The following is a 16,646-nucleotide window of genomic DNA, read 5'->3' as shown; positions in this document are numbered from 1 at the left end:
CGTAATTTTACAAAGTTATGTTATCTAACATTTACCTTAGTCAAGTTGCCCTTGCACTTAGCAAAATAAATGCCAAACGGTAATCCTTCCAGCGAAAGGTTATTCGCAGCGCGGCGAACAAGGCCTCCATTCATGTCAAACAAAGTAATATCGCCATCCGCTTCGAGGCGATCTTCCACACGGACAATTTGACCCATATTTGCGACCAACGGCTTGGCCTCGGCAATCTTTGTCGGGCCCGCAAAGTCTTCGACATGCGTGATTCCGTTGTTCTCATAGTCGGCAAGTCCATAAGCGTGACGCATGATGTTCAAAATTTCCAAATCGAATATAGAACCATCCGGTTCCGATTGCCTGCGGATAATCGTCATGTTGTTTTCGCCTTCGTGGCCCGTATCCCAAGCGACAGGCACCACCTTGTGCTTGAAGGCAGAATTCATTAGGTAGTCATAATACGCGAGGCGACCTTTGCGGTGCTTAGCGTACTTGTCACCAGTCAAAACTCCCACACGGTCATTCGCGCCGAATTCACCGATTAAAACAGGTACACCCTTGTCGACAAAATTCGTCTTCATTTTACCAAACTGGTCATCCATGCGGTCACCTGTACAAGGGTCGCCCATCGCGCCCGCCCAAGCGTTATAGCCGCAATTGTGAATGATGTCGTCACCGGTCGCCAAATCTTCTGTACCCCAGTAATACTGCGGATAAACTTGAGCGCCCCAATCAGCAACATCGTTCATTAGCGTGTAGGTGTACGGATCGTAGTAATGCACCTCGACCATCAAGCGGTCCGCAATCACATCTTTCGGAAGCTTAGAAACTGGCATGACTTCGCAGGTGCGGTCCACACTTGTCGACGGTCCCTGAATCACAAGCGTGCGGCTAGCATTGTTGCCACCGGTGGCGCGCACAGCATCCACAAACGTCTGGTGGTACGTCATGAGGATTTCAGTTTCGTGTTTGTAATTGTCGTCGGTAGTCGCAGGTTCATTCGCACTCGCGAAAAGCAAGTTTTCGTTGTAATTCTTGAAGCGGTTTGCAATCTGTGTCCAGTAAGCCTTCTGCTTTGCATTCACTTCGTCTTTCTTGTCGTCGCTCAAATTGCCTTCAAGCCAGCCGCCATCCCAGTGAATGTTCAAGACAGTCACAAGTCCTGCGCGCATGCACATGTCCACGACCGTCTGTACCGAGTCCATCCAGCTTTCATTAATCACGCCATTTGTCGCATGGCTATCCCAAGCGCAAGGAATGCGAATGGTGCTAAAGCCCGCCGCCTTGACCGAGTCGATGTATGCTTCGGTCGGGAACTTGTTGCCCCAACCGGTCGGATTCCCCGGCACTTCCATCGTGTTACCGATGTTAATGCCAAATCCCATTTTCGCAAACATCTCGTTTGCAGTCGGAAGCGTTTCGGCCTGCACCGGCGAAACCCCCGCCGATAACGAAACCATAGAGAAGGAAGCGGCCACTGCCGCAGTCCGTAGAATGCTTTTAAGCATAAACAACCCTTTAGGGAAGCGCATGCAACCCTTATTTAAACAACCCAGCTAAAATATACATCCTGTCGCAGGAAAAACAAAAATCCACGCCGGAAAAAGCGTGGACGATTTATCAAATCGGCACAAGCCAGTTACTTCGCGCTCATAATCGCGACAAGGTCCGCATTGCTCAAATTCGTCTTTTCGTTTAGGGCGGTTGCAATCGCGGTAAGCGGTTTTCGGCAGGCCATCATCAAGTTATACACCTGCTCAACGACATTCGCTTCGGAAAGCTGGTAATAATAGCAAGACGCCTGGAAGCTCTGGTAGTCCGGATCGCTCCGGTAAAGTTCCATCGGGAGTTCCTTCATGACGGTGTCGAGGTCACAGGCGAAATTCTTGCGAAACAAGAAATCCGACATGTGTCCCGCAATCGCAATGTGGGCGGAACCTTCGAGCGAGTTCCCCAGCATGCGCGTGACGCTCGGCTTTTCTTTGGAATTGTTGATTTTAACGTAATCGATGGGGCGCTTGAACAGAATCGCAATCAAAGCGTGGCCCGCCTCATGGCGGCAAAGCTTTTCGTATTCCTGTTCACCGAAAAAATCAATTAAAGATTCGCGAGTTAAAATTTGTTCTGACATATTTCAATCTCTGCGTAAATTAGACTGCTACACAAATACGACTTCGTTTCCGATGCGCGGAGATTCCGTGCGGTTCGGGAGGCCGGATTCTGTGTCGGCATAGCCAATGGCGACCGAGGCATACACACGTTCGTCTCCTTTAAGGCCGAGGGAGCGCAGGTATTCGAGGAGCGTCGGGTCTTCGTTCAGCCACTTGAGCTGGTTGATGTAGCAACTGCCAAGGTCGAGTTCGTTCGCGGCAAGCATCATGTTTTCGACAGCGCAGGCGACATCGGCCATATTATTGCCGTATTCCTTCTTGTTTGCAACCACAATCAATACAGGCGCGGTATAGCAGAAAGAATAGTTGCCCTTGCGAGCAAGCGTAATCGAATTCTTAAGACTCTTGTAAAGGTCTTCGCGGAGTTCCATCGCAGCAAAAGCGGACTGCACGAGTTCCTTGAGCTTTGCAATCACTGCAGCATCCGAAATCACGAAGAAGTGATTCGTCTGCGCGTTACCGCCGGTGGGTCCGAAACGGCCAGCCTCAACGATGGTCTGCAATTTTTCAAGTTCTACAGGTTGCGCCTTGAACTTGCGGGTACTACGGCGTGTTTTGATAGCTTCGAGAGTATTCATCATCAAACCTCGTTAAAAAAATACAAATCAATCATCCATCACGCACATCGCCTGTACCATCGGGTACAAATCTTTGGGACATTCCACAACACCTGTACCCTTAACATCCATTGTAACAGTCCTTATGGTCGTTTCATAGCAATATTGCGTGTCTGTATCTTTTTCGGTACTTGTCCAGAAAATATCGGCATAGATTTCATTAGAAGTGGAGCTATCAAAGTTAGACCCTTTAAAATACCATCTAATCGGCGAGTCATTTCGCAAATCCAAATAACTTGTTCCATATCTAAAGCCTTTTTCAAATTCCATTTCACTCGGAATATGGAATCCTTTAGGACAGAATGCTTTCGCCTGTTCATAAGTCATGTACGTATCTTTGCTGTACATAAGTACTGACACGCTTGAATCCGGCACCTCTGCATCCGGGGTAGAACCTCGCCAAGTTGCAACTATCCGTTTTTTCCAATTCGCATAAAAATCAGTGAAAGATGCACTCGGGTTTTCAATAGAACTTAGCATGAGCGAATCTTTTCCACGTTCCCCATGCAGGAACAATCGGCCTCCATACGAATACGCTGCATAGCTTTTTCCACCAAAATCTACCTGACTCAAAATCAAATTATAGAACGGCTGCGTATAGGTCATTTTCCTGATATTAAAGTGATAAACAACCCCGTCTACCGTCGCTTCATAAGTGGAATCACCCAATGTGTTTCCCGCAAGTTTTGAAACAACCAATTTTTTCGGCAACGTATAAGGATCTGTTCCGACGCTTATCTCATCCCATTTATAAATGCTATCCCTCAGAGTACAGCCAAAGAATCCCCCACGGTCTTTATCCCAGAGCAACAGTTTATTCGAGATTGTATCACAAGAACCTAAACTGTCACGATATAGATAAGGCAGTGATTCTTTGACACTTAAAGCCTTCCATTGGTACTCTTTGCAGGTGTAATAATACGAACCATACTTTTTGACGGCGCCGCCCAAGGAATCATCGCAAACCACGCCATCTTTTTCAGGAGGTAACAAAGAATCTTCAGGAACCGTTTCCCACTTTCCATCTTTACATTCGTAGAACACATCGTCATAGACAATCTTCAAATTCTCTTGAGGACTTCCGCAGGTATCCTTATTCAAAACCGGCGGAATCAATTCGGCGTCTTCTAGCTTGCGCCAGGTTCTAAAGGCAAAGCAGCCGTCTCCTTCACATTTTAGCTGTTCACAAATGTAATATGAGCTGTCGTATTCCACGATGCGATTCAAGTCGCATTTATCGTTATAATATTCGGGAGGATAAATTTCCCGCCATGTGGTATCGTCAATATTGGACCATGTACCTTGGCAAGAATAATACGAGCCATTATGTTCGCCCTTGTAATTGACACTAGAACAATGCCCCAAGTAATACAGCAGTGAATCAATCGGGTTCCACCTATTACCAGAACATTCCACAAACAAGCTATCCAACTTTAGCATATCGCCAAAGTTTCCGTACGCACATTTACCAAATCGTGCCGTAGCCTTGGCGTCTAAAACCTTGGCATACATCGTATCGCTTTCCAGAAATACTTTTTCTACATACTTATCGCTCCAAGCACATTTGCTGTCTTCGCATTCACAAACAAACAAGGAATCATGAACGTACATGGCCCGACCATTGTTTTGATCCCTTGAACACTCGCCATATTGGTGATTGAACAGGGAATCACGCTCGGTAATCACCTCCCATATATGGGATTCAGGCCGGCACGTATAAATCGTATCGTTTCGCTGAATAGATTTGGTGCTATAATAGCTACTCTGATGTTCGCACATCCCCAAGGAATCTTCCAAGACTGACAACAGGCGCCACTTACTTTGCCTGCTACCGTATTTAACATGACTAGTATACACGAATGTCCTGCCGTAAAAAGCACTAGCCCTATTCGTGTTGACAACTTCTTTTGTATACCCGCTCGTCAAATCTATTCCATACGCGCGACTGAAAAACTTTTCATCCATCCAATACAAGTAATTTACAGTATCTTTCGAAACGCTTTTGAAAAGGTAATCGGCCGAGTCTGCAAGAATTTCAAAAGTAGAAAGCCATGCATCAGCCGCTTCCAAGACCCATGCCGAATCAATCATACCTTTTTCAGCAAACATACTATTGAATTTATTGAAATTCTCATAGAACAAGCTGTCCGAAATTTCATGGCGGCAATAAACATACGGCAAGAGATCCTGTAACTGCTCTCCATAATAACTGAAGCCATTATATCTTCTTTCATTGACATCGTCTAGTTCTATGTCGAACACCTTACCCAATTCTTCTAAAGCTTGATTTTCTGCTTGATTGAAACTTTTTTTCTTGTTCTTGACAAGATATTCGATTCGATCAGCGGCCAAAGCTCCATAGATATTCAGCCTTAATCTCGAATTGTCATTGGACAGGTGTACATATTGCGCAAATTCCATTTTCTTATTCCCGACAGAAAACACCGTCACAATTTTCACATACGGATATTCATAATCGCGACTTTCCACAAAGAAATCTGTATCCGAATTCTTTTTCAGCGAAACTTCAAACGAATCAATCGGATTCAGTTTTTCATCCAGTTCTATGACACGCATCGCCTCGGGCTTCATGGATGGCAGGTATTCCACAGAACCCTCCAATTTTGTCGGCGAAAAAACGTAACCGTTTTCATCTAAACGGAGTACAACGCTGCCGTCGTCATCGGAACACGCTGCAAACCACAACAAGGCAAGCAGCAACACAAGTATTCTCATTTTACGCAATTCGTTAATCATTTTCTTTCGACTTCATCCAGTAATACAGTTTTTTGCCTGATTTTTCATACATATCACAGATAAAAATTTCGTCATCATAGATTTTGGCTTCATCTAAATGCGCAGAATCGCACGGTTCTTCGTCCACAACAGGCCTAATGACGCTATCTACTGGAACTTCAACCCAATTATTTTTGCAATAAAAATATTTATCATCGTTTTTTTCGTAGTAATTGGGAGTATACCAATCGCACATATGACCTTTCGCTTCAGGGTATGTAGAGGGTTCCCATTCTTTTCCGCCATAGGTTCTGCATTTATAGTAGTCCCCATTGGGCATCTGAGCATATTCCATTTCGTTAGAACCGTTATTACAAATCCCCATATAATACGACAAAGTATCCACCTTGAGCCACCTATTCCCATAGCACCTCACCATGATGCTGTCATCCATCACCTCTTTCGCGTCAACAAGTTCTCTGCAGTCGCCATAACGAAGTGTCGCCAAAATATTGACTGTCGGCGTATCAAGTACCGTTCCTTTAAAGTCCTTATTCACTACAGACCATCCGCACTTATCAGAATCATCACAGTCGCAAACATACATCGTGTCGTTAAAATAACCGAGCGAGCCATAAGACCAATAATCCCTTTGGCACTCTGTATATTTATGATTCAATACAGAATCGATGTTGCTTAGCTTTTCCCAATAAAATGATTGATACCGACACAAATAAGCGGCGCCATCATGTTCCGCAAAGTTCCAACCATAATACAAGCAAGTACCAAGCGTATCTTCAATAGCAGTCTGCAAGCGCCATCCACCACTGTAGCTTTCATAAACAAACATCCGTCCATTATAACGGCTAAGTTCAGTTTTTATTTCTATGGAGTCCTTTTGATTCCAGGAGCGGTTCAATTCGTATGCCCAATTAAAAAAGGCCGTATCAATATCTGTTAACCCGGAAGACGTATCACGGTTAACGCTTTCAAAATCATACCATTCCATAGTACCAGATGGCAACAGGAACGTGGCAAGCCAAGAATCAGCCGCACGCACTTTTATAGAATCATCAAGTGTTCCGTCTTTTGCAAAGGAATCTCGCAATTCCATAAAATCACTGTAGAAAAGGCTGTCCGAAATTTCATGACGACAAAGAACGTACGGGAACAAATCACGCAGCTCCACATAGTCACTATAGTAAGAATCTTTTTTACCTTGATAAAAACTTCTGTTTTCAGGAAAATCAATGTCTATCCCAAGCGTTTTTTTAAGTTCCCCGTAAGCCTTTTCAATAGCATCGTTCAAGCTATATTTTTCTTTTTGAACCAAAGTTTCAACACGGCCAGAAATTAAGGCACCATAAATATGCAGCTCTATGCCATTATTGTATTTTTCGATACGGTAATACTGGGGAAATTCCATTTCATCATCTCCATCCAGCGGGAAAACGGTTACGATTTTCACATACGGGAATTCATAATCCCGCGTGCCAACCGAGAACGAGTTCGGATACCAATCTTCATGATCAGCCGGCACGTCAAATGAATCAAGCGGATTCAATTTATTGTCAACCCGAACAATGCGGAATCGATCCGCCTTCATCGAAGGCAAGTAACGCGTGCCCCCAGACATATCCGTCGGAGAAAAAACAACCCCGTTTTCATCTAAACGAAACAAAACCTCTTCGCTGCTTTCGTCTTCGGAACATGCCACAAGGCAAAGTAACACTAAAGACGACATTATTATCTTATGCAAAGCAGACATAAGTTCTCCATTCCTAAAATATGGTTAGAATTTACATAAATTAACCATAAAACGATTCTTTAGAATTCAATTCACCGACAAACAGCCTTTTTCGCTAGATAACTGGCCAAGCCCCCGCGGGTTTTACCCGGGGTTACTTGTCAAGCGGCAGTATCAAGATACGGGATTTCCGTTTCTGGTTGTAATGGTCGCGCTTGCTCTTGGGCAAATCGCTGACCGTACCATCTTCGAATCCGAAGTGGTAGAACCAATCGAGAGCCTGCGTAGTCAGCAAGAACAATTTCTTATAACCCTTCATGCGGCCAACAGAAATCAAGTGGCGCACGATGGCGTCGCCGATACCCGACTTGCGGTAGTTTGCGCCCACTGCAATGCCAGCGACTTCGGCCATACCGTCTTCGAATGCGTGCAAGGCACCACAGCCGTGAATGCTGTTGTCGATGCTATAGACAACATAATCGTTGAGCTTTTCAGAAATGCTTTCCTGCGTACGTGGCACCAAGAATCCCTTGTCGATGTAGTCCTGCATAATGCGCAGAATATCGGGAATGTCTTCGATGTTTGCGGGCCTGATACTGGAGTACTGGTTGGCGTACACCATGGTACCGTCACCGCGGGCACTGAACACTTCTTGCAGCACGCTGCCCTGGAATTCACCGCTCAGCAAGTGGACACGGTTCGCACCCGCTTCGCAAGCCCGAATGGCGTTCATCAAGTAATCCATCTGTGCAAAGTCAAGCTGGTCGGAATTGAGTTCCAACAATTCCTTTGCCTGGTCCACATCCATAGCCGAAATAACGCCCGAATCCGTGGGTTCCAGGTACTTAGTGTTCCGGCCTGTTACAAGGCCTTCGAGCTTGATACCGTTCTGGTTACCGATAAAGAAGAGCTTTCCGACCTTCATGTACTTGCAAAGTTCCGTCGCAAGTTCGGTAGAACTGATATTGTAAGCGTGCCCGAGCTTGTTCCAACCAATCGGCGGAATAATCGGCACGAACTTTTCTTCCAAAAGCTGTTCCAGGATATCGCGCTGGATACGTTCGATACGGCCGGTGCGCATGTAGTCGACACCGTCGATAACACCCATGCTACGAGCCAGCACCCAGTTGCCCTGAATGCCCCTAAGGCCGCTTGCCGTAAGGTGGCTCATGATATGCTGTGCAACGCCGAGAGAAGCCTGCTCAATGTGGGGCAAGGCTTCTTCACTTGTAAGACGCACACCGGCATGGAACGTGGATTCCAATTCCCACGCCTTGAGCTGAGCATCGATGCTGTTACGCGTACCCGGCACGATAATAATGCGGATTCCCGCCTTATGCAAAAGCGCAATATCGCGCATAAGCACCGGGAAAAGGGGGTGACTCATCAAGTCATCCTCGATTTTCAGCACAAACAGCTGGCCCTTGAAGCGTTCCATATAACCGAACACTTCACGAATGAAACCGGCAACTTCAAAATGTTGCGAATTAAAGTCAGGCGTTGCGTTATTCATGGTTAATAAAGTAGAAAAAACAAACGCGGCCCCGTAGGACCGCGTTCGTTTAGTTGAGATAGAATATTCTTTTCTCGAATCTTAGTCTTGGATTCGAGTCCAGTTGAGGATTCCCTTCTTGACCAGGTAGATATAGCCTGCTTCTAGAATCACGAGGAATCCGAGCAACACGAACAGCAAGTCCCAGCCGCCCTTGAGGAATTGAACGGTCCAGGGATAGAGGAACGCCACTTCAAGGTCAAAGACCAAGAACAACATGGCGACCATGTAATACTTCACGGGATAGCGTTCGCCCGAAGTACCGGAAACGTGTGCGACACCGCATTCGTAAGACGTACCTTTGATCGAAGTCCCCTTGATTTTGCCCGGGTGCAAGAACCAGTTTGCCAACAAAAGGGCAGTAGGAACAACGAGTGCAAGAACCACGAGGATGGTCATCGCAAAAGTGGTATCAAAGATTTCTACGTTCGTCATAGTGACGACAAACATAGTAAAAATCTTTTTTCTCGTTAAGTCCCAAAATGTAAACTATATTTACAGGCATGAAAAAGATCACTACATTTTTGGGATGTGTGGGTGTGGTGTGCTTATTCTGGGGGTGTTCGTCCGATAGCGATATCTTGACCCCGGGAGGATCTCTTGGCGAAGAACCTATGCCTTCTTCTGCAAGCAATCCGAACTCGGTTCCTTCGTCGGCTGCAATTTCTCCTGAAACAAGCTCTTCCTCCATTGGCAATGCTACCCCGAACCCGACTCCCTCGTCCGGTGAAGTAAAGCATGATACATTGACTAAACAAGTCTTTATTCGCAAAGGCATCGATTCAGTCGTTGTTCCGTATTCTAGCAGTTCTCCGGCATTCTGCTGGACCGATGAATGCAGAGCAAATCCGCCTGTAATTGCCTCGTCTTCTTCGGCTCTGACCATCGATATCGGCATGTCCGTCGAAGCTCAGGATCCGCCGACCATTTCCGGCAATGCCATGACGGACAACCGCGACGGCAACACCTACAAGTTGCAAACCGTTGCCGGCAAGCTCTGGATGGCCGAAAACATCAAGTACAAGACCAGCTCGGGACTTTACTGTGAAGCCGGCGAAAAAGACGTTTGCGCAACCTATGGCGGATTCTACACCTACGCCGCCGCCCAAAGGGCGTGCCCCGGTGAATGGAGACTCCCGACTCCGGCTGAAGTTGTCGCAGCCAACGAGGCCGTAGGCCACACATGGTGGACCGTCGGCGGAAGATTCAAGCTTGACACTGGCGAAAAGCCCCAATACGGTCTCGACTCCGAACAGGGCTACCTCTGGCTTGAAAGCGATGGCGAAAACAACGCCTGGCGCGTCGAGGACTATTCCGAAAAGAAACTCGAAGAACTGACTTCCGCAGCAGACCGCGCATTCAACGTACGCTGCGTCAAGGCAAATTAACTCCAGCTTTAACCAATAGAAAAACCCGGGCTTTGAAGCTCGGGTTTTCTTTTACACTTTTTAAGGCTTATTAAAGCCGATCGACATTGCCCATGCCTTCGTCCAACAAGAGCGAGAGGTTCTGGACTTCCTTTTCCATCGAGTCGTAATAGATTTTCGCGCGACCCAGTTGCTTGCGGAGTTCCATGATTTCGGACATAAGCTCCACGGCAAGCAAAGCCATGCGCTTACGGTTGTCCATCTGGAACTTTGCCGAGCGATCAAAACGCTGGTTGATGTTTTCCACAATGTCATTCAGTTCCGCATCGGGCAAGTCGGTGCGAATCTGAATGCTTTCCTGGGCAACGGAAATGGTTACCGATTTCAAAGGTTCGATACTAGCCATTATTTTATCCCTACGCCGAATGGATCATCGTCCATCAGCATCCTTATCCGAAAAAACTTGTCTGCGAGCCCTCCTGCTTGCTCGCGAACAAATCGTTGTCTTTTTCATCGGCCCCATGAACTTCAATCGACGGAACATCCTCTTCGGATTCCTGTTCCTGCGAAACAGATTCGTCTACCTGAGGTTCTTCCACAGATTCTTCGGCTTCCGAATTTTCCGCAGTCACGTCTTCGAATACGAGATCTTCGTCGGAAGTTGCCGGTTCTTCAGTCGATTCCTCAGCAACCGGTTCTTCGGCAGCAGGGGCGGAATCACCACTGTCCAGGGCAATGTCTGTACCCAGTTCGCTTTCGATAGTTGCAACCAGCTGGTTGAACTTTTCCTGGGCTTCTGCAATTTCTTCGTTCTGGGCCTGCAGCTGTTCGTTCAGGCTATCGACCAAAGCACTCTTTTCGGAAAGCTGTTCCATCAGCTTTGCAATGGTCGCATCCTTTTCGGCCACCTGGGTGTTGAGCGCATTTACCGTTTCGGCCCTTTCGTTAATCTGGCCAGTCAACATATCCTGACTGTTCGTAAGATCACGAATCTTGGATTCCAAACTTTCGATGCAGCCATCCTTTTCGACCAACTGCTGACCAAGCACTACCGTCTTTTCGTTAAGCACTTCGATTTCGGAAGCCTGCTTGTTCAGCATATCCTGCTGGGCTTTTGCCTGATTTGCACGGGCATCAAGGGCAGCCTTGCAATCAGCAAGGTCGTGCTTGGCCGATTCAAGCAACAGGGTCTTGTCTTGCGCCAAAGCCTGGACCTGAGATAAATCACGCTTGATTTTTGCATTTTCTTCTTTGAGGGCTCGGACCGTTCCCAAGACACCCTCAATTTTTTGAGATAAAACACTCATTTTTTCTAAATTCATTTCTGCTCCGTCTAATGAGTTTTAGAACTTTAACAATATTAAGATAACTAAATTTTTTCACAAAAACCAAATGATTTCTGTAAATGAACATATACAGCGGCGACTGACGGAATTGCCGGACCGGCCGGGCGTTTACATCATGAAGAACGCCCAAGGGAAAATCATTTACATTGGAAAAGCTAAAGTCCTAAAGAACCGCGTGCGCAGCTACTTCGACGGCTCCGAGCACAACGGCCACCGCGCGGCAACGCTCATGCTCCCCTACATTCGGGACATCGAATGGATTATTACCGAGAGCGAGCAAGAGGCGCTGATTCTAGAAGCGAACCTGATTCGCAAGCACACGCCTAAGTACAACGTGCTCCTGAAAGACGACAAGCACTTTCCGTACCTAGCATTTTCGGTCAAGGAACCGTTCCCACGGCTTTCGCTTTCTCGCTCTGTCAAGAAGGACGGCCGCCAGTATTATGGCCCGTACATGGGTTCGCGCTACATCGACAAGCTGATTGACATTTCGGCAAGGTTGTTCAAGATTCGCGAATGCACCATGGAATTGCCGGCCAAGCACCCCGTGCGCCCTTGCCTCAACTACCACATCGGGCGCTGCAGTGCACCGTGTGCGGGGCTCATTACGCAAGAGGAATACGCCAAGGATGTCGCAAACGCAAGGCTCATGCTCGAAGGCAAGCGCGACGACCTGATTGACCTTTGGCAGCGCGAAATGGAAGAAGCGAGCGAACGGCTCGACTTTGAAACCGCCATGAAAAAGCGCGACGCCATTCAGGCGCTGCAAGCGTCCGGCACGCACCAGAAGACCGACACCAGCGACCCGAACTTGTCACTCGATGTGGTAACGCTCCGCCGTAACGGCGATATGGCCGCGGCCGTGATTCTCGAATACCGCAAAGGCGTGCTCATGGGGCGCAGGCATTACCGGCTCGAATGCAAGCTCGAAGACGACGAAACCGAAATATTCAGGCAGATGGTGCTCCCGTGGTACATGGAGGCGCCCCTGATCCCTGCCGAAATCGCAACCGACATTGTGCTGCCGGATGACCGCAAGGAACTCGAAGCGGCGCTCAGCAAACAGGCAGGGAGAAAGGTCACTTTCAGCACGCCCCAGCGCGGCGAAAAGCTCGGATTCTTAAAGCTTGCTGGGGCCAATGCCGACATGATTCTGGTAGAAATGCGCGCCGAAGTGCAGAAGTACAGCGAAATCGACCAGAGCGTATTCGAACTGCAGAAAGTCCTCGGGCTTAAAAAGACGCCGTTCCGCATCGAGTGCGTGGATATTTCTCACCTTTCGGGCACGAACACGGTGGCAAGCCTTGTGGCCTTCAAAAACGGGCGCCCCGACAAAGCCAATTACCGCAAATTTATCATCAAGACTGTCGAAGGCGTCGACGACTTCGCGAGCATGCGCGAAGTGATGACCCGCCGCATTCGCAGGCTCGAAAACGAGGGCGTACCCATGCCCGACTTGTGGGTGTGCGACGGCGGTAAAGGCCAGGTAGACGCCACGATGCAGATTCTGAAAGAACTCGGCCACGATCAGGATTTACCGCTCATCGGCCTCGCCAAGCGCCTCGAAGAAATCGTGTTCCCCGACGACCGCAAGAGCATCGTATTGCACCGCACCAGCCCTGCGCTAAAGCTTTTGCAGAACGCCCGCGACGAGGCTCACCGATTCGCGATTACCTACCAACGCAGCAAGCGCAAAAAGGACTTGGAAGTCGAATGGCTCAAGATGCCTGGTGTGGGTCACGAAACCCGCGTCAAGATTTTGAGCAAGTACAGAAGCGCCGAAGCGTTCATGGCCGCCCCCATCGAAGACATCGAAATTCTGCTCGGAAAGGTCCGCGGAAACAACCTACGCGACCAAGTCGCAAAATATGTTACCGAATTTATCACTCCCGACACAGAAGGCTGAATATTCCAAAATGGAGTAGGGCTCGTTTGTATAAAAACGACCTTTATGAACTAATTTCGCCAAGCAAGGATAAGAATTATTTACTTATCGTTTATTTTAAAAGGACAAAAAAATAATTTTCGTTTTTTCGCTTGCTTTTGCCCCTCAAGTTGTCTATATTACGGGTAAGGCATCCCACGGATTAACGCCCGATCTAACAGTATTTTTAAAGCTCGTCGCTCTTGGTGTTCAGTTTAGGCGCGCATCGACGCGAAAAACAAAGCCCCGAGGCACTGCTATCATTTTTAAGTGAGTAGCTTCGAGTGTTCCACCGTGAGGGATGCCTTTTTTGTACCCTGACAAAATTTCCAAATAAAAAAACACCCTAAAAGGGTGCTTTTTAATATAGGCTGATTTGCAATTTAAGCTTTCGGCTTGACGCAAGCGCGAATGAGCATGAGCTGTGCCGGCACATACAACCACCAAATGAGGTTGTTTGCGATTTCAGCAACCGACTGCAGTGCGCTGTGATCGTCACCCGTGACCATCGAAAGGCCTACGCACACATCGCCCAAGAAGAAGGCGACCATGCCCCAGCAGACAAACTTGGCGTTTACAGCCGGGAAATAGCCCTTGCGCGGCGCAAGAATACCGATGATCACCGAGGTAATGACGAAGACGCCATAAACCACGACAACGGCCACGGTGAGGCCCAAAGTACCTGTAGCAATCAAAGCAATGCCAGCGAGAACGGCCACAGCCAAGAGCGCATAGATCTTAGGAATGCTCTTGTCGTCTTCGGATTTGCGGGAATGCCTGTAAATCAAGATGCCCTGGAAAACCATGAAGAAGCTGATTCCGAGAATGGTGCTGAGGGTTCCTACATCGGCGACGGTCGCCTTGAGCAGGCTGAAGCTATAGTCTGCAAGCAACGAGAACACAAATGCTGCACGCAGCAGCTTACCGTCGCGGCCAGAGAATGCGCTCGATGCCGTGATAAAAGCAAGCACCGTAAGCATGGTCGACATGACCGACTTGGTGTAAAGCTGCAGGGTGCCCGCATCAGAGAGGCACTGGCTTACTGCGCCGCAGGAATAAAAGTCAAACCAATCCTTACCTGCCGTAATCAGCAGGAAAAGGGCGAGAATAGAAAAAACGATTTTTTGAGCTGTTGTTTGTAAAAGCATGAATAAAGGATAGCAAAATTTATGCTTTTTATAAGAAAGCTCTTCGTTTTTTGCAAAATAATGGCGTAATACCACTTGATAATGGCGTAATACTACTTGATTCGAACCTGCTGCAGGCGGATTCCCTGACGGACAAGGTACGTTCCCGGAGCAAGTTTGAGCGATTTGCCCAAGAATCGTCCCTGCATGTCAAAGACCTGAATCGGTTCGTTCGGCCCAATTTCGAAGCCCGCCAGATTACGGTTCCTGATTGCCGTCGTCGAATCTTCCTGAGTCGTATCCGGTTCTACGAACGGATTTTCCGGGTCATCGACCACCACCTTGATGGTTACGGAGGCTTCGCAGCCCGAAGCATTCGTGTGGACCGCCTTGTAGTAGCCGCTCGATTTTCCGTCAAGATTCTTGAAGCGGATTTCGCGATCAGTCGAAGCGAATCCGTTCGGGCCACTCCAAACCCAGCGGCCACCTTCCCACGGATGCGGGCCAATCACCAGCGAGTCGCCCTTATTCACTTGAACATCGGTCGTCTCGTTCCAGCCGCCGTCATGCACCTTCACGTACGGGATAATTGTATCCGGCTTACAGACGCCACCTTCGGCGCCGTCAATGACCATCGTCGTAATCGTCTGAGCAGGCGCCGTCATCGAAAGCGTCTTACCCGACACCGCGATATCGGACTGCGCCTTCAAACTGCCCGGCAATTCAAACCGCACCACCTTCGCGCTTGCGCCGATTTTGTCAAACCCGCGCAAGTCGAATTCATACTTCACGTCGCTCGTGCCGCTGTTGCGAACCACGAGCACCAAGGCGCCATCTTCGCGCAGCGCCGCGAGCGTGTTGCCGTTGTCGCTATCGATAATGCGCGAACCCGGGCGGATGTAGCGGCTAAATGCGGCGTGCATGTAGTAACGCGCATTCGGGCTGAAAGTCTGCTTGCTGTGGTTCAGCGCGAGGCTACGCCAGTTCTCGGCCGGGTCGCCAATCTGCCAGTCCACCCAGGCGCTCGCCTTCATGTCGCGCAGATCCGCCAAAATCACGCCCGCCATCCAGAGCGCAATGTTCTCGTCGCCGCTCTTGTGAAGCGGGCCCGTTTCGGACTGCCAAACCTTCTTGTCTTTCGCGAACGCCGCATTGAAAAGCTTTGCGCGGTTGTCGCCGCCGGAATAGCTGTGCGTGTTCACCTGGAACATGTAAGAAAGCGCTTCGCCGCTGTACTTGTTGAACTGATTCAAGGCATCGCCGATATTCGTCTCGTCGGCGGCACTCACCGAAGTCTCGGGGAACAGGCCCTTCGCAACGAGCGCCTTGCCAAGTTCCACAATCATCTTGGACTGATTATTCTTGAAGCCACAACCTTCTTGATCACCATTCGCCTTCCACCAGCCGGCACTCGGCTCATTGAATGGCTCCACCGTACGGAACGTGATCCCCCATTCCTTCTTGAAATGGAGCGCCACTTCGGAAAGGTAGTCGGCAAAATCATCGAAGTAATCTTCTTTCAGGTTGTCGGCACCATTGTTGCCACCCGAAACGCACCCGCTCTTGGTCATCCACCATGGGGGCGAATTGCTGAACGCCTCGAAAATTGGGTTCTTCACGCGCTTCGCAAGTTCAAACGCAATGTTACGCTGGTACGGGTCCGCCGTCCAATCAAAATCGCCACTTTCGGTAGTCTTGTAACCGGGCACCGCAGCAGCGCCATCCCCCTTCGTGAGGTGATTATGCCCCGGCTGGTCACCGCCACCAATATTGTAACGGAAAATCGTGTAGCCAAGACCCGTATCAGGGTCCGCAATCGCACCAATCAACTTGCTTCGATTCGCCTCGCTCCAGGCGCCCGCCTTTACGGCCCACCAGCAAAGACTGGAACCCCAACCTTCGAAAACCTGGTAGCGCTTGCCCGGGTCTACAACGACCTTAGTTTGTGCCATGGCGCCATTTGCAAGGAATGCAACTGCAGCGCTAGAAATAGTAAAAAACCGAACCAATCCTTTCATGGTTCTAAATATATCCTAAAACAAGGCGAATGTCAAATGTGGACTTT

The 16,646-nt window shown here is 48.6% G+C and carries 13 protein-coding genes; 2 read left to right on the top strand and 11 right to left on the bottom strand.

Annotated elements, in window-relative coordinates:
- Nucleotides 1-20: 20 nt before the first annotated feature.
- The 7 genes from QOL41_RS10485 to QOL41_RS10455 form a co-directional block, all read right to left on the bottom strand.
- Nucleotides 21-1,502 (bottom strand): glycoside hydrolase family 5 protein, encoded by a 1,482-nt coding sequence (locus QOL41_RS10485; RefSeq protein ID WP_283429715.1) that lies wholly within the window; start codon nt 1,500-1,502, stop codon nt 21-23.
- A 131-nt stretch (nt 1,503-1,633) separates the two neighbouring features.
- The gene (locus tag QOL41_RS10480) at nt 1,634-2,125 is read right to left on the bottom strand and encodes a hypothetical protein (protein WP_283429714.1); all 492 of its coding nucleotides are present in this window, start codon (nt 2,123-2,125) and stop codon (nt 1,634-1,636) included.
- Between the two features lie 27 nt (nt 2,126-2,152).
- Nucleotides 2,153-2,743: a nitroreductase gene (locus QOL41_RS10475; RefSeq protein ID WP_349362404.1), complete on the bottom strand. Its 591-nt coding sequence runs from the start codon at nt 2,741-2,743 to the stop codon at nt 2,153-2,155.
- A gap of 27 nt (nt 2,744-2,770) precedes the next feature.
- Entirely contained in the window at nt 2,771-5,518 is a 2,748-nt protein-coding gene (locus QOL41_RS10470; RefSeq protein ID WP_283429712.1) for a hypothetical protein, read from the bottom strand.
- 13 nt (nt 5,519-5,531) lie between these two features.
- The gene (locus tag QOL41_RS10465; RefSeq protein ID WP_283429711.1) at nt 5,532-7,286 is read right to left on the bottom strand and encodes a hypothetical protein; all 1,755 of its coding nucleotides are present in this window, start codon (nt 7,284-7,286) and stop codon (nt 5,532-5,534) included.
- A gap of 133 nt (nt 7,287-7,419) precedes the next feature.
- On the bottom strand, nt 7,420-8,778 hold the full coding sequence (gene argA, locus QOL41_RS10460) for an amino-acid N-acetyltransferase (RefSeq protein ID WP_173653680.1): 1,359 nt from the start codon (nt 8,776-8,778) through the stop codon (nt 7,420-7,422).
- Nucleotides 8,779-8,859: 81 nt separating this feature from the next.
- Nucleotides 8,860-9,267, bottom strand: coding sequence for an NADH-quinone oxidoreductase subunit A (locus QOL41_RS10455; protein WP_283429710.1), 408 nt, complete (start codon nt 9,265-9,267; stop codon nt 8,860-8,862).
- A gap of 53 nt (nt 9,268-9,320) precedes the next feature.
- Here QOL41_RS10455 and QOL41_RS10450 point away from each other — a divergent pair, with 53 nt between their 5' ends.
- Nucleotides 9,321-10,205, top strand: coding sequence for an FISUMP domain-containing protein (locus QOL41_RS10450; RefSeq protein ID WP_283429709.1), 885 nt, complete (start codon nt 9,321-9,323; stop codon nt 10,203-10,205).
- Between the two features lie 70 nt (nt 10,206-10,275).
- Here QOL41_RS10450 and QOL41_RS10445 read toward each other — a convergent pair whose 3' ends face one another.
- Entirely contained in the window at nt 10,276-10,590 is a 315-nt protein-coding gene (locus QOL41_RS10445; RefSeq protein ID WP_283429708.1) for a hypothetical protein, read from the bottom strand.
- Nucleotides 10,591-10,633: 43 nt separating this feature from the next.
- The gene (locus QOL41_RS10440; RefSeq protein ID WP_283429707.1) at nt 10,634-11,506 is read right to left on the bottom strand and encodes a coiled-coil domain-containing protein; all 873 of its coding nucleotides are present in this window, start codon (nt 11,504-11,506) and stop codon (nt 10,634-10,636) included.
- Between the two features lie 70 nt (nt 11,507-11,576).
- Here QOL41_RS10440 and uvrC point away from each other — a divergent pair, with 70 nt between their 5' ends.
- A complete protein-coding gene (uvrC, locus tag QOL41_RS10435; RefSeq protein ID WP_283429706.1) occupies nt 11,577-13,436 on the top strand; it encodes an excinuclease ABC subunit UvrC in 1,860 nt (619 codons plus the stop codon).
- A gap of 401 nt (nt 13,437-13,837) precedes the next feature.
- Here uvrC and QOL41_RS10430 read toward each other — a convergent pair whose 3' ends face one another.
- Together QOL41_RS10430 and QOL41_RS10425 are read right to left on the bottom strand one after the other, a co-directional pair.
- A complete protein-coding gene (locus tag QOL41_RS10430) occupies nt 13,838-14,602 on the bottom strand; it encodes a hypothetical protein (RefSeq protein WP_283429705.1) in 765 nt (254 codons plus the stop codon).
- 92 nt (nt 14,603-14,694) lie between these two features.
- The gene (locus tag QOL41_RS10425; protein WP_283429704.1) at nt 14,695-16,599 is read right to left on the bottom strand and encodes a glycoside hydrolase family 30 protein; all 1,905 of its coding nucleotides are present in this window, start codon (nt 16,597-16,599) and stop codon (nt 14,695-14,697) included.
- Nucleotides 16,600-16,646: the final 47 nt, after the last annotated feature.

Origin of the sequence: Fibrobacter sp. UWB10 (assembly GCF_900182935.1) — a bacterium.
GTDB classification, from domain to species: Bacteria; Fibrobacterota; Fibrobacteria; order Fibrobacterales; family Fibrobacteraceae; genus Fibrobacter; species Fibrobacter succinogenes_O.
The sequence above is the reverse complement of the archived record's forward strand: the minus strand, read 5'-3'. Positions and strand labels throughout refer to the sequence as shown.

What these genes read in the sequence shown, in the direction of transcription:
- QOL41_RS10485 (WP_283429715.1), bottom strand. Translation starts at nt 1,502, where the DNA reads ATGCTTAAAAGCATTCTACGGACTGCGGCAGTGGCCGCTTCCTTCTCT.
- QOL41_RS10480 (WP_283429714.1), bottom strand. Translation starts at nt 2,125, where the DNA reads ATGTCAGAACAAATTTTAACTCGCGAATCTTTAATTGATTTTTTCGGT.
- QOL41_RS10475 (WP_349362404.1), bottom strand. Translation starts at nt 2,743, where the DNA reads ATGAATACTCTCGAAGCTATCAAAACACGCCGTAGTACCCGCAAGTTC.
- QOL41_RS10470 (WP_283429712.1), bottom strand. Translation starts at nt 5,518, where the DNA reads ATGAGAATACTTGTGTTGCTGCTTGCCTTGTTGTGGTTTGCAGCGTGT.
- QOL41_RS10465 (WP_283429711.1), bottom strand. Translation starts at nt 7,286, where the DNA reads ATGTCTGCTTTGCATAAGATAATAATGTCGTCTTTAGTGTTACTTTGC.
- argA (WP_173653680.1), bottom strand. Translation starts at nt 8,778, where the DNA reads ATGAATAACGCAACGCCTGACTTTAATTCGCAACATTTTGAAGTTGCC.
- QOL41_RS10455 (WP_283429710.1), bottom strand. Translation starts at nt 9,267, where the DNA reads ATGTTTGTCGTCACTATGACGAACGTAGAAATCTTTGATACCACTTTT.
- QOL41_RS10450 (WP_283429709.1), top strand. Translation starts at nt 9,321, where the DNA reads ATGAAAAAGATCACTACATTTTTGGGATGTGTGGGTGTGGTGTGCTTA.
- QOL41_RS10445 (WP_283429708.1), bottom strand. Translation starts at nt 10,590, where the DNA reads ATGGCTAGTATCGAACCTTTGAAATCGGTAACCATTTCCGTTGCCCAG.
- QOL41_RS10440 (WP_283429707.1), bottom strand. Translation starts at nt 11,506, where the DNA reads ATGAATTTAGAAAAAATGAGTGTTTTATCTCAAAAAATTGAGGGTGTC.
- uvrC (WP_283429706.1), top strand. Translation starts at nt 11,577, where the DNA reads ATGATTTCTGTAAATGAACATATACAGCGGCGACTGACGGAATTGCCG.
- QOL41_RS10430 (WP_283429705.1), bottom strand. Translation starts at nt 14,602, where the DNA reads ATGCTTTTACAAACAACAGCTCAAAAAATCGTTTTTTCTATTCTCGCC.
- QOL41_RS10425 (WP_283429704.1), bottom strand. Translation starts at nt 16,599, where the DNA reads ATGAAAGGATTGGTTCGGTTTTTTACTATTTCTAGCGCTGCAGTTGCA.